The sequence below is a fragment of the Streptococcus mitis genome (assembly GCF_000722765.2).
Taxonomy (GTDB): Bacteria; Bacillota; Bacilli; order Lactobacillales; family Streptococcaceae; genus Streptococcus; species Streptococcus mitis_AQ.
In genome coordinates, this window is sequence record NZ_CP028415.1 from 1,490,502 (window position 1) to 1,504,631 (window position 14,130).

The following is a 14,130-nucleotide window of genomic DNA, read 5'->3' on the forward strand; positions in this document are numbered from 1 at the left end:
AAGTGTTTGAAAGCGATTTTATCCGCCCTACGACTATTATTTTATCATGTTTCAAAAATATGTCAAGCGTTTTGCAGAAAAAATATTTGTTTCTTAGAGTAAGGTCTTTTGTTTTGATAGATTGTGAGAGTTTTATGAAAGTGTTCTTTAAAAAAATAGTTTAAAATCTGAGTTAAAAAGGATTTTGTTTCACTTTCTTTCAATTTTCTGTAGATAAATGATTGATTTCCTGCTTTTATTTTATGATAAACGTTTGACAGTTTTTTCTCTTTTTTAACATAAAAGGCTTGCTTTTTTACTCGAAAACGGTTACTATTAAAAGTGATAAGATTTTCGGAGGAATGAATGAATGGAATGGACAACTGAGCGTCGTTACAGACTTTATCAAGATTGGACGCAAGAAGAAATTCAACATATAAAGGAAAATATGGCACAATCTCCATGGCATACTCATTACCATGTTGAGCCAAAAACAGGACTTCTCAACGACCCAAATGGCTTTTCTTACTTTGATGGGAAGTGGGTTGTTTTTTATCAGAACTTTCCTTTTGGTGCAGTCCACGGTTTAAAATCTTGGGTGCAATTGGAAAGCGAGGACTTGGTTCACTTCACAGAAACTGGAATCAAAGTTTTACCTGATACTCCATTAGATAGCCACGGTGCCTACTCTGGTTCTGCCATGCAATTTGGCGATAACTTGTTCCTATTCTATACAGGAAATGTTCGTGATGAAAACTGGATCCGTCACCCTTACCAGATTGGAGCTTTGATGGATAAGGATGGCAAGATTACAAAAATTGATAAGATCTTGATCGACCAGCCGGCAGACTCTACTGACCACTTCCGTGATCCGCAAATTTTTAACTTCAAGGGCCAATACTATGCTATCGTCGGTGGACAGGACTTGGAGAAAAAAGGCTTCGTCCGTCTCTACAAGGCTGTTTACAACGACTACACAAACTGGCAAGCAGTTGGCGACCTTGACTTTGCTAACGACCGTACTGCCTACATGATGGAATGTCCAAATCTGGTCTTTGTAGGGGAACAACCTGTTCTTCTCTACTGCCCACAAGGATTGGATAAAGATGTTCTAGACTACGATAATATCTATCCAAATATGTATAAGATTGGGACTTCCTTTGACCCTGAAAATGCTAAAATGGTAGATGTATCTCAACTTCAAAACATGGACTATGGTTTCGAAGCCTATGCAACTCAAGCCTTCAACACTCCTGATGGACGTGCTCTAGCTGTTAGCTGGCTTGGCTTGCCAGATGTTTCATATCCATCTGACCGTTTTGACCACCAAGGAACCTTCTCTTTGGTCAAGGAACTCACTATCAAAGACGGCAAACTCTACCAATACCCAGTCGCAGCTATCAAGGACCTTCGTGCTTCTGAAGAACCTTTCTCAAACCGTTCCAAAACCAAGAACACTTACGAACTTGAACTCAGCTTGGAAGCTAATAGCCAGAGCGAGATTGTCTTACTTGCTGATCAAGATGGCAAGGGACTTTCCATCAACTTTGACCTTGTAAATGGTCAAGTGACAGTGGATCGTAGCCAGGCTGGTGAACAGTATGCCCAAGAATTTGGAACTACACGTTCTTGCCCTATCGAGAATCAGGCTACTACTGCTACAATCTTCATCGATAACTCTGTCTTTGAAATTTTCATCAATAAAGGAGAAAAAGTATTTTCTGGTCGTGTCTTCCCACATGCGGACCAAAATGGTATCCTAATTAAATCTGGAAACCCAACTGGAACTTACTATGAATTAGATTATGGTCGCAAAATTAACTGATGTCGCCAAACTTGCAGGCGTCAGCCCTACTACCGTTTCTCGGGTTATCAACAAAAAAGGTTATCTCTCTGAAAAAACCATTCAAAAGGTCAATGAAGCCATGCGGGAATTGGGCTATAAACCCAACAACCTAGCTCGTAGTCTGCAAGGAAAATCAGCTAAGCTAATCGGCTTGATTTTCCCCAATATTTCTAACGTTTTCTATGCAGAATTGATTGATAAGCTGGAACACCAACTCTTCAAAAATGGTTACAAGACCATCATCTGCAACAGTGAGCACGATTCTGAAAAGGAACGCGAATACATCGAAATGTTGGAAGCCAATCAGGTGGACGGCATCATTTCGGGTAGTCACAACTTGGGAATCGAAGACTACAATCGCGTGACGGCGCCGATTATTTCCTTTGACCGAAACCTGTCTCCAGACATTCCTGTCGTCTCCTCTGACAACTATGCTGGTGGGGTTCTTGCTGCCCAGACCTTGGTTAAGACAGGCGCCCAGTCTATCATCATGATTACAGGGAATGACAATTCAAATTCTCCAACTGGACTACGCCACGCTGGTTTTGCTTCTGTACTCCCCAAAGCTTCTATTATCAATGTTTCCAGTGACTTTTCTCCCGTCAGAAAAGAAATGGAAATCAAGAATATCTTGACTCGACAAAAACCAGATGCCATTTTTGCTTCGGATGATTTGACAGCTATTCTGGTCATTAAAATTGCTCAAGAACTGGGCATTTCTGTCCCTGAAGAGCTCAAGGTCATCGGCTATGATGGGACCTATTTTATCGAGAATTACTACCCTCAACTGGCTACTATTAAGCAACCCTTGGAAGAGATTGCCTGCCTCACTGTTGATCTCCTCTTGCAGAAAATTGAAGGTAAGGAAGTCGCGACAACTGGTTACTTCTTACCAGTTACCTTATTACCAGGAAAAAGTATTTAATACTCAATGAAAATCAAAGAGCAAACTAGGAAGCTAGCCACAGGCTGCTCAAAGCACTGCTTTGAGGTTGTAGATAAGACTGACGAAGTCAGTTACATATATCTACGGCAAGGCGAAGCTGACGTGGTTTGAAGAGATTTTCGAAGAGTATAAGCACAAGAAAATTCAGACCGATCGGTCTGAGTTTTTTTATGATCTTAAGTTTTCTAAATAACGCTGGGCTGTCTCTAAGTTAAAGGTTTTATCTGCAATAAGGCGCTCTACTAGGGAAGCAACTTCAGATTCACTAGCACCTGCGAGAAGTGCCAAGGATTTGGCCTGCAATTTCATGTGGCCTTGCTGGATGCCTGTACTCACCAAGGCTTTGAGGGCTGCAAAATTTTGGGCAAGACCGATAGACACGATAAGCTGGGCTAATTCTTTGGCAGAAGGATCTCCCAGTAGTTCATGACTGAGGGCTACACGAGGGTTGAGACCGATAGAACCGCCCTTGGTCGCTACAGGCATAGGTAAGGTCATCTCACCGACTAATTCTTCTGTGTCCGTATCTAGACTCCATCGACTAAGACCTTGGTAGCGTCCATCTCGACTGGCAAAAGCATGGGCCCCTGCTTCGATGGCACGCCAGTCATTACCAGTGGCAATCAAAATGGCATCAATACCGTTAAAAATCCCTTTATTATGAGTAGCAGCTCGGTAAGGATCAGCCTGCGCAAACTGACTAGCCAAGGCTATCTTCTCCGCAATTTCTCGTCCTTGATCCTTTTGGCGGCTCAAGTAGCGAAAGGCGATACGACAGCTTGAAGTCACCAGAGAATCGGTCGCGTAATTAGACAGGATTCCCATGAGACTCTGTCCCTGACTCAGTTCTTCTAAGACTGGTTTCAAGGCTTCCAGCATGGTATTGAGCATATTGGCTCCCATGGCTTCCTGGGTATCAACATGGAGATAAACAACGAGAAAGTCTGTTTCACCTTTGATCTGCTCTACATGCAAATCACGCGCTCCGCCTCCACGTTTAACGATAGAAGGATAGGCTTGATTGGCAAGCTCCAAGAGCTCAGCCTTCTTGCTGGCAATCTTAGCTTGCACTTGTTCAGGATTAGAAACTTGATAAAGGGCTACCTGTCCAATCATCTGACGCTGATGGACCTGAGCAGTAAAGCCACCTGCACGCTTGATGATTTTACTTGCATAGCTGGCCGCAGCAACCACGGACGGTTCTTCTGTCACATAGGGAACTGTGTATTCCTGACCGTTGACGAGGACCTCTGGGACCAGCGAATAAGGCAGAGAAAAAGTTCCCACTACATTCTCACTCAGCTGGTCTGCCACAGTCACGCTCATCTGTTCATCCTGCTCCAGACTCGCTTGTCTCTCAGGACTAAGGAGCGCCTGAGCTTGCAACAGCTCGAGGCGCTCTTGGTATGATTTTTTAGAAAATCCATTCCAACTTATCTTCATTATTTTTCAACCTTGCTATAACGGCGTTGGTGGTCCACAATTTCAACCAAGGCAAAATCTTGATTTTCATAGCCAGTAAACTGGGCAGAGTTTGTTTCATCCAAGTCCACTTCCTCAAAGAAGACCTTTTCATAGTCTGCAACAGACAGGGCAGTCCGTTGGTTGAGCTTGTTCAAACGGTCTTTATCCAGATAAGCTTCATATCCTTCAACCAATTCACCACTAAAGAACTCAGCTACAGCCCCACTTCCGTAACTATAAAGGGCAATTTTATCGCCAACCTTCAAGCTATCTGTATTTTCCAAGAGAGACAAGAGTCCGAGGAAGAGGGAACCTGTATAGATATTCCCCACCTTTTGACTGTAGAGAATAGACTGGTCAAAATGGCTTTGCAAGAGGTCTTTTTTCTCTTGAGGCAAGTTCTTATCCATGATTTTTTTCAAGCCTTTTAGCGCTAATTTAGGGTAAGGCAAGTGGAAGCAAACAGCTGCAAAATCATCCAAAGTAAGCTGGTAGCGTTTTTGGTATTCAAGCCAAGTCGTTTTCAAACTATCTAGATATTGTTGAGTAGAATAGACACCATTTACATAAGGAGTTGTTGAGTAATTTGGACGCCAAAAATCCATGATGTCACGAGTCTGAGCCACATTGTCATTATTAAAGGCCATAATGCGTGGATTTTGTGTAATCAACATAGCTACACTTCCAGCACCCTGAGTGGGTTCTCCTGGAGTTTCAATACCGTATTTGGCAATATCACTGGCAATGACTAAAACTTTGGACTCTGGAGAATTTTCCACATGCAATTTGGCATAATGAAGGGCCGCTGTCGCTCCATAGCAAGCTTCTTTAATCTCGAAACTACGAGCAAAGGGCTGGATGCCCAGCAAACCATGCACAAAGACGGCTGCAGCTTTACTTTGATCAATTCCTGACTCAGTAGCCACAATGACCATATCAATTTCTGCTCTTTCTTGCTCAGTTAAAATAGAGTCACTAGCACTGGCCGCCAAGGTCACGATATCCTCAGTTAGGGGCGCAATACTCAATTCCTTGAGCAAGAGTCCTTTACTTAATTTTTCAGGGTCAATTCCCCTTGCTTCTGCTAAGTCTTGTAATTTCAAGACATATTGACTGGTCGCAAAACCAATCTTATCAATACCGATTGTCATATTTACCTCTGTTTTATCATTCATGTAAAAAATCGTTCTATACTATTTTATCACAAATAGCAGTAAAAGAGAGAAAAAAGACTTGATTCACCAAATCAAGTCTCTTATGAATCTAACTTTTATGCTGTTTTCGTAAGTGAGAATAAAGTCTGAGAATTACTGTTCCGCTAGCCATGCCAATAGAGATTACCAAAGCCAACATAACAACCAAGGTTGCACTGGCAATGGCATGACTGTAATCTCCTGTCACAAAAAAGGCAGTTGTCCGATAGGAGAGATAACCTGGAACCAGAGGTGCCAAGATGGCTAAGATAAAGACCACAGCAGGTGTCTTATAAAGAATACTTAAAATCTGGCTGACACAAGAACCGATAATGGCTGCAATAAAAGTAGCTACAATGACATTGGTTGGTTCCTTGAGCAAAAGATAAATTAGCCAGACAGCCATGCCCAAAATCCCTCCAGGTAAGAGCATAGAGCGTTGAACATTGAGTACAATTAAAAAAGTGATAATAGCAAGAAGACTTGCTACTGCTTGTAATAAAAAGGTTGTTAGTGTCATATTAGTTCATCAATACCAAGGCGACAGAAGTTCCTGCCCCTAAAGCAAGGGTAATGAGCAGGGATTCAAACATCTTACTCATACCAGAGTTTATGTGGTTAGTCATAATATCACGAACCGCATTAGTCAAGGCAATCCCTGGCACAAACGGCATGACCGCACCAGCTATAATCAAATCTGCCGTTGAAGGAAAACCTGTGTAGCGAGCCCAAAACTGGGCAATCATCCCAAATACAAAAGCTCCAGCAAAGGCTGTCACAAAGGGAATTCGGATAAACTTCTCTACATAGAGGGAAAAGGCAAAACCAAAAAAGGTAGCCACTCCTGCCCCAAGTGCATCGTAGATATTTCCACTAAACATAACCGAAAAGAAAGGAGCACTAAAGGTCGCAGCCAAAGTTACCTGCAACTTAGTATAAGGAAGGGATTGGGCTTGCAAGGCCTTCAATTGCTTGAAGGCTGTCTCTAAATCAAGCTTTCCTCCTACCAACTGACGAGAAATCTGATTCACATCGCAGACTTTTTCGATATTATAAGAAGAGGAAGTCACGCGTTTCATTCGCGAAATATTGGTATTTTCAATGGAGAAAAAGATAGCGGCAGGCATGGCAAGAACATTGCAATCCACAATCCCCTGCGAATGCGCAATCCGAATCATGGTATCTTCTACACGATGAATCTCTGAACCACTTTTGAGGAGAATGGTTCCTGCTAGCATAATCACATCGATGACGGCATTTAATTCTCTTGATTCTTCCATGCGTCCCTCCTTTTATCAACTTCCTCTATTCTATCACAAATCTTGAGTCAAAAAAAATCTTTGCCATGAAATCATGACAAAGATTCTAGTATCATTATGGATTATTTGGGGAAGTATCTCCTCGTTGTGAATTACCTTGCGAGTTTCCTTGTGTTGGAGTGGTTTCTGCATTCCCCGGCTCGTTAGGTTTCCGAGAAGAACTAGACGACGAAGAAGAAGATGAGGATGAAGATGTTGAAGAAGTATGAGTTTGTTTTGCTTTATAAATAGAAATTTTAACACGAGTAGTGCTCAAGTCTACTTTTTCGCCTGCTTTTGGACTTTGCTCTACAACAGTCCCCTCAGCAGTTCCTTCAGGAGCTTTAGACACTTCTACAACTTCGATATTAGCTTTTTTAATGTCATATATCTCTGTAAGATTATTGACTGCAAATTCTCGACTAGAACCAATATAGCTTGGCATTGAAATAGAATTTACTTTTTTAGCAACTGTCAAAACTATTTGAGTTGCCTTGCTAAGATCATAGGTTGTTCCCTCCGGCAAACTTTGTTTCATGATTGTACCGGCTTCGATTTCGTTGGATTCTTCTTCCTCAATCTTAATCAGATTTTCTGGAACCTTCTTACCTTTCAACTCTGCCACTACATCACTGGACCTTCTTCCGAGATAATTTCCGAGTTGGAAAGACTGCTGACCAGAAGACACAATCAAATTAATTTTTGTTCCTTCTTTGCGTGTCGTACCAGCGTCAGGATCGGTACGAATAACACGACCTTCTTCAACCTTATCACTAGCCTCTGTTTTTTCTTCACCAACCTCAAAATTGGCTTTCTTAAGTGCTTCTTTAGCCTCAGCAACCGTCTGACCTGCCACATTTGGAATGGCAATGGTAGCGGGCGTTCTATATAAAATCCATACCAAGGATGCCACAACCAACAAGAAGGTCGCAAATAAAATTGGATAACGTGCTTTCATGCGACGGCGTTTGGTTGGCTTTGGACTAGGTACCGTTTTTTCTGTCTGATGAGGTTGGGGCTTAGGTTGAGGTCTTTCCTCTTGTACCGGAGCTTTAGGAATAGAAGTCAGAGTACTTTGTGGAACTTTAGGAAGAGTTTTAGTATCTGCCTTAGTTGCATCATCAAAGACCAACTTTGGTTCATTGCGACGATTGTAAGACAAACTACTAGACAAATCCACATACATTTCAGCGACTGATTTGTAACGATCTGTTAATTTCTTAGCAGTTGCCTTAATAACAACATTCTCTAAAGCCTGAGGTACAGATGGATTTTCAGCTATAACCGATGGCAGCGGTTTCTGGAAATGCTGGAGGGCGATGGTCACTGCACTATCCCCATCGTAAGGAATATGACCTGTCAGCATCTCATAGAAAATAATCCCCATGGCATAGATATCACTCTGCACAGTTGCTTTAGAACCACGCGCCTGCTCTGGCGATAAATAATGAACTGAACCTAGCATTGAGTTGGTCTGAGTCAGACTCGTCTCTGCAAAGGCTACTGCAATCCCAAAGTCTGTAACCTTGGCAGTCCCATCTGGGGTCAAAAGGATATTTTGCGGTTTCAAGTCCCTGTGAACAATTCCTCGAGTATGGGCTAAGCGCATAGCCAAGAGGATTTGTCCCATGATTCGAATCGCTTCTTCATTTGAAAGAGGGTGATGTTCCTTGATATAGCGTTTGAGGTCTAATCCAGCAACATATTCCATTGCGAGATACTGTTGTCCCTCTTCTTCACCGATATCTGTAATCCGAACGATATGAGGATGGTCCAGATCTGCCATAGCTCTCGCTTCCCGCTGAAAACGAGCCACTGCAATAGGATCTGTCTGGTAGTTGGTCCTCAGGACCTTCACTGCCACTTCTTCACCGTCCAAAATCAAATCCTTGGCCAAATAGACATCTGCCATGCCTCCTCGACCAATTTGTTTGATAATCCGATACCGCCCGGCAAAAATCTTGCCGATTTGGATCATTCTGTTGCCTCCTCATTAACAGCAATAAGGGCAACTGTGATATTATCCAATCCACCAGCATTGTTGGCAAAACGGATCAAGGTTGCTGCCTTATCTGCCAAAGAAATATCGCTGGTTACAATATCAGAAATCTCACTGCCTGAAATCATATTTGTCAAGCCATCACTATTGAGTAAGAGATAGTCTCCCGGCTCAAGGGTAATCATTCCAAAATCAGGCTGAATTTCGTCTTTTTGACCGATTGACTGGGTAATAATATTTTTCTGTGGATGGCTAGCAGCTTCTTCAGGTGTCAATTGACCAGCCTTGAGCAATTCATTGACCAAGGAATGGTCGCTCGTTAACTGGTGATATTCTTCTCCACGAATCAAACCGATACGAGAATCCCCAATGTGGGCATAGATAGCCTGATTATCAATAATGGCTACAGCCTCAAGGGTTGTTCCCATTCCTTTATAGGCTTCATTTTGTCCCAATTGGTTAATCCTTTGATTTTCAATCTCAAGGTTGTTAGCAAACCATTCACGTACTTCATTAACTGTATCGATTTGAGTATCGACCCAAGCTACACCTAGGTCTGTTACCGCCATTTCACTAGCGATATTCCCTGCGCGATGACCTCCCATACCATCAGCTAGGATAATCATAGTACGTCCAGCTCTATTGACATAGTGGTTGACATAGTCTTGGTTATTTGTTCGTTTCTGACCAACATCTGTTAATAATGAAATTTCCATGTGTTAGTTCCTTCCTAATCCGATATCTTGCGAAATTGACTGATGAAGAATCCATCACTTCCATACAATTCAGGGGTGATGAGGATACAGCCATCTTTCATGATATCCTTACATTCATGTTCTAGCGTTACCTGCTCAAATTCAGGATGACTTTCTAAAAATGCCTGTACGACTTGAAAGTTCTCCTCTGAGACGATAGTACAGGTACTATAAGTTATTATACCACCTTTGCCTAGTGTTTGACAAACACTACCTAATATTTCTAGCTGAATTTCCTGCAAGGACGCGAAATCTGCCGTTTCTTTATTGTATTTGATGTCTGGTTTTCGACGCAGAAGACCAATTCCTGAACAGGGAGCATCTACCAAAATCTTATCAAAAGAATCCCGACTAAAAAACTCATGCACCTTTCTGGCATCCAATTTTTGCGTTTGAATCCGATCTGCAACTCCTAAACGTTGGGCATTTTCTTGGATTAAGTCCAACTTGTGGTCATACAAGTCCAAAGCAGTGACCTGACCTGTCGTGAGATAAGAGGCTATATGGGCTGTTTTTCCACCCGGAGCCGCACAGGCATCTAGAACCTGCTCATCACCTTGTAAATCGAGCGTCGGAGCAACCAATTGACTAGACTCGTCTTGGATGGTAATGGTTCCATCCGCAAACAAATTATGGCCTGCAAAATGCCCTTGTTCCTTAACCAGACCAGTGGTTGCTAAAAGGGAATTATTCGCCTCCAACAAGACTTGAATTTCCTCTTTTCGGCTTAAATCAGCCACACGAATACTGGCCTTGTTGCGCACTAACAGGCTTTCAAAGATAGCTTGTGCTCGCTCTTCACCGTACTCTTCCTTAAGTTTAGACACCAACCAAACCGGAAGAGAATAGGCAATGGAATCACGCTTGTTTTTCGTTTGATGCTGGCAATATCTGGCCAGCCTTCACGCAGAATACGACGAAGGAGGGCATTGACCAATTTTTCACTGCCTTTTTTACGGACTTTGGCTAGTTCTACCGCTTCATTAACCACAGCATGGTCTGGAATCTTATCCAGATAGCGGAGCTGGTAGGCACTCATGAGGAGAAGGACATAAAGCCAACTGTCTAACTGGTCTCTGTCTTCGATAAAGTGGGATAGGTACCATTCCAGAGTCAGTTTACGGGCTACCGTTCCATAGACCAGCTCGGTCACCAAGCCCTTGTCTGCTGCCGAAAGTTGACTTCCCTTGAGATGCTTATTTAAGGCAATATTTGAGTATGCTTGATTGACAAAAACATCCTCTAATACTGCTAGGGCTAAACTTCTAGCCGTTTCTACTTTAGTCACCAAATCGTTCTCCTACAGTCAATGTCCGTCCAACTCCGTTGAGGAAGGAAGCAATGTCCATCTTAGGCTTACCAGCTGGCTGCACTTGTTTGAGAGACAAAGCTCCTTCAGCCGTTGCGACAATCAATTCTTTCTTGCCGATAGAGAGGATCTCACCTGGATTTCCCTGACCATCTACTGGTAGGGCTTCATAAATCTTAAAGCGGTCGCCCTTAAGGAAAGTATGGGCAACAGGCCAAGGGTTCATCCCACGGATTTGGTTAAAGAGTTGACGATTGCTTTTATTCCAGTCCAGTTTTTCTTCCTCTGGCTTGATGTTTGGCGAGAAAGTAACTTGACTTGGATCCTGGGGTTCAGGTTTGAGATCACCAGCAATGTAGGCAGGCAAAGTGTCCAAAAGCAAATCACGACCAACTAGCGCCAATTTCTCAAACAAGGTGCCGACATTGTCCTCATCCGTAATCGGAATACTACGACGAGAAATCATATCCCCTGCATCCATTTCCTTAACCATTTCCATAATGGTCACACCAACTTCCTCATCCCCTTGAATCAAGGCATAATGGATTGGCGCTCCACCACGGTGTTTAGGAAGAAGAGAAGCGTGAACATTGACCGCAAAATCCATGCTATCAAGGAGTTTACTTGGGAGAAACTGGCCAAAAGCAGCAGTCACAATTCCATCTGCTCCTAGCTTCATAATAGCTTCCATCTCTGGACTTCCAGATAATTTTTCAGGTTGGTAGATAGGAAGTCCTGCTTCTTTGGCAGCCTGCTTGACTGGGGTTTCTTGGATCACTTTTTTACGACCAACAGCACGGTCTGGCTGGGTCACGACGGCTAGAATTTCGTAACGGTCATCTGTCAAAAGTCCTTTTAAGACTGTTGCTGAAAAGTCGGGGGTCCCCATAAAGATTAGTTTTGTCATATCTTCTCCTTCTTATAAAAATTGCTGTGGCTCATGGTCAATGCTGAGACGGAGCTCACTATTTTCCCGTTCTTGAGTTAGGGCCAAGACCTTGTTGAGGGTCGGCCCCAGCTCATCTTCTAAACGGTATTTAATTAAAATCTGGTAATGATAGAGGTTGTGGGTACGAGCAATAGGTTTTGGCGTTGGCCCTAGAATGTGACTGGTCTCTGACAAGCCTGACCGCAAAATATTCATAACTTCATAGGCACGTTTGACCACCTCTTCTTCTTTCTTGTGAGAAAGGGTAATTCCAATCGTGAAATAGTAAGGTGGATAACCTAGTTGCCGTCTGATTCCCATTTCATAAGCATAAAATCCTTCGTAGTCCTGATCTTTGGCAAACCGAATAGCATAATGCTGAGGATTATAAGACTGGATCAAGACCTGACCTGCTTTTTCAGCCCGTCCTGCTCGACCTGCCACCTGAGTTAAGAGTTGGAAGGTTCTCTCAGAAGAACGGAAATCAGGAAGATTCAAAGCTGTATCCGCATTTAGAACTCCGACTAAGGTCACATTTGGAAAATCCAAGCCCTTGGCAATCATCTGAGTACCTAGCAAGATATCTGCTTCTCCTCGTCCAAACTGGTCAAGAAGAGATTGATGACTACCTTTCTTACGAGTCGTATCCACATCCATCCGCAAAATGCGGGCCTGGGGAAAGAGTTCTGCCAGCTCGTCATAAGCCTTCTGTGTCCCTGTCCCATAGTAACGAATACTTCGGCTCTTACAGTTAGGACAGACCTGTGGAATATCCTTCGAAAAACCACAATAATGACAATTCATGGTCTTGGTATCCATGTGCAAGGTTAGAGAAATGTCACAGTTGGGACAAGTATCCACCGTCCCACACTCCCGACACATGACAAAGCTAGAATATCCACGGCGATTGAGCATGAGAACCACCTGCTCTTTTTTAGCCAGACGATCCTGAATAGCTTCTAGCAAAGGGGGCGTAAAATTTGACGTCTCATTTTGTCCGATATAGTCTCGAAAGTCAATCACTTGAACCTCAGGGATTGTAGCCAAAGGATTGGCACGTTGCGTCAGATGTAAGTGTTGATAGACACCTTTTCCAGCCCGAGCACGGCTCTCTAAGCTCGGTGTCGCAGACCCAAGCACCAAAGCTGCTCGATTATACTGGGCCCGTAAAATAGCGACCTCTCGAGCATGGTAACGAGGATTGCTGTCCTGCTTATAAGTCGCTTCATGCTCTTCATCAATAATCATAACACCTAGATTTTTCAGTGGAGCAAAGATAGCCGATCTGGCGCCAACAACAACTTGAGCATCGCCACGTTCTACCTTGCGCCATTCGTCATACTTTTCACCATTGGATAGGCCTGAGTGAAGAATGGCAACCTTGGCACCAAAACGAGCGATAAAACGCTCCGTCATCTGAGGGGTCAAGGAAATCTCAGGTACCAGCAAAATAGCTGTCTTGCCCCTATCCAAGGCCCCTTGGATAATCTGCAAGTAAACCTCGGTCTTCCCACTTCCTGTAATCCCTTGAAGGAGGAAGGGAGGATGATGACTGCCAATCGCACTGGCAACCGCATCACGCGCCTGTCTTTGCTCTGGATTCAATTCCAAAGGCTGACTTACTTCAATCCCTTCAAAATAAGCAGCCGAGCGTTGAACTTCCTTTTGGACTATGGTCACAGCACCTTGTTCTACAAAGAAGTTGACTTGCTCCCGCGAGTAGGACTCTAACAAACTAGCCAAGGAAGCACTCTCAGGATGAGACAGCAAGTAATCTCTCAGTTCCAACTTTTTCTTGGCACGTGTAGAAATCTCTACACTTTCTAATTGAGCAAGGTCTACCTCATACCAAGACTGAGTCTTGACCTTCTTTTGATCAATCGCCTGATATTCTAGACCAAGCAGGCCTTTTCTAGTCAAACGCATCATTTCAGCTTGCTTACCTAAATCTAGAGAAGAAAAGGCAAGTGAATCTTCTGAACCAAACAAGCGCTCTCGGTCTTCATGACTTAGGCCTTCCAGAGGATAGAGAATCTTGTCATAGCTGGAGTTTAGAAATCCCGGTAACATAGCCTTGAGGATAGAGATTTTATAAGAAAAGACGGACTTTCGTAGCTCTTCAGCTAGCCAGAGTTGTTCTTGCGTGAGAACAGGAGAAAAATCCAGCACCTCCGCAATATCTTTTAAATCTTGATTAGCCTCTTCTTCATCCAATCGGGACTCCAAACCAAGAACAATCCCTTGAATCAGGCGATTTCCCTTACCAAAAGGCACATGAACCCTCATCCCAACTTCCAGCATCCCCTCAAATTCCTCAGGAATCCTGTAACTATAGGGCTGATCCGTCTGCATCAAGGGCACATCTACGATAATCTTAGCTATAGACATCTTCTCACCTCCTCCTTGTCAGTAC

The 14,130-nt window shown here is 43.3% G+C and carries 10 protein-coding genes and 1 pseudogene; 2 read left to right on the forward strand and 9 right to left on the reverse strand.

All coding sequences use genetic code 11. The features are described 5' to 3' along the window. Positions 1-349 precede the first annotated feature (349 nt). Positions 350-1,804, forward strand: coding sequence for a sucrose-6-phosphate hydrolase (locus SK637_RS07500; RefSeq protein ID WP_033689214.1), 1,455 nt, complete (start codon positions 350-352; stop codon positions 1,802-1,804). Further along, positions 1,785-2,750, forward strand: coding sequence for a LacI family DNA-binding transcriptional regulator (locus SK637_RS07505; protein WP_033689215.1), 966 nt, complete (start codon positions 1,785-1,787; stop codon positions 2,748-2,750). Before SK637_RS07500 ends, SK637_RS07505 begins: the two co-directional genes overlap by 20 nt. A 189-nt stretch (positions 2,751-2,939) precedes the next feature. Here the strand turns inward: SK637_RS07505 and SK637_RS07510 are convergent, their stop codons facing one another. The 9 genes and pseudogenes from SK637_RS07510 to SK637_RS07550 form a co-directional block, all read right to left on the reverse strand. Beyond that, positions 2,940-4,214: a hydroxymethylglutaryl-CoA reductase, degradative gene (locus SK637_RS07510; protein ID WP_033689217.1), complete on the reverse strand. Its 1,275-nt coding sequence runs from the start codon at positions 4,212-4,214 to the stop codon at positions 2,940-2,942. Then, a complete protein-coding gene (locus SK637_RS07515; RefSeq protein WP_033689651.1) occupies positions 4,214-5,386 on the reverse strand; it encodes a hydroxymethylglutaryl-CoA synthase in 1,173 nt (390 codons plus the stop codon). Before SK637_RS07515 ends, SK637_RS07510 begins: the two co-directional genes overlap by 1 nt. Positions 5,387-5,498: 112 nt before the next feature. Beyond that, complete coding sequence (locus tag SK637_RS07520) at positions 5,499-5,948, reverse strand: threonine/serine exporter family protein (protein ID WP_033689218.1); 450 nt, start codon at positions 5,946-5,948, stop codon at positions 5,499-5,501. Position 5,949: 1 nt separating this feature from the next. Further along, positions 5,950-6,708 carry a threonine/serine exporter family protein gene (locus SK637_RS07525; protein ID WP_033689220.1) on the reverse strand — a complete coding sequence of 253 codons (759 nt, stop codon included), beginning with the start codon at positions 6,706-6,708 and terminating at the stop codon, positions 5,950-5,952. Between the two features lie 94 nt (positions 6,709-6,802). Then, on the reverse strand, positions 6,803-8,704 hold the full coding sequence (pknB, locus tag SK637_RS07530; RefSeq protein ID WP_033689221.1) for a Stk1 family PASTA domain-containing Ser/Thr kinase: 1,902 nt from the start codon (positions 8,702-8,704) through the stop codon (positions 6,803-6,805). Beyond that, positions 8,701-9,441 (reverse strand): Stp1/IreP family PP2C-type Ser/Thr phosphatase, encoded by a 741-nt coding sequence (locus tag SK637_RS07535; protein ID WP_033685450.1) that lies wholly within the window; start codon positions 9,439-9,441, stop codon positions 8,701-8,703. Before SK637_RS07535 ends, pknB begins: the two co-directional genes overlap by 4 nt. A gap of 14 nt (positions 9,442-9,455) precedes the next feature. Then, positions 9,456-10,768 (reverse strand): annotated as a pseudogene (gene rsmB / locus SK637_RS07540) (16S rRNA (cytosine(967)-C(5))-methyltransferase RsmB). Further along, a complete protein-coding gene (gene fmt, locus SK637_RS07545; RefSeq protein WP_033689222.1) occupies positions 10,761-11,696 on the reverse strand; it encodes a methionyl-tRNA formyltransferase in 936 nt (311 codons plus the stop codon). Before fmt ends, rsmB begins: the two are co-directional and overlap by 8 nt. 12 nt (positions 11,697-11,708) lie before the next feature. After that, on the reverse strand, positions 11,709-14,105 hold the full coding sequence (locus tag SK637_RS07550) for a primosomal protein N' (protein ID WP_033689223.1): 2,397 nt from the start codon (positions 14,103-14,105) through the stop codon (positions 11,709-11,711). Between the last annotated feature and the right edge of the window lie 25 nt (positions 14,106-14,130).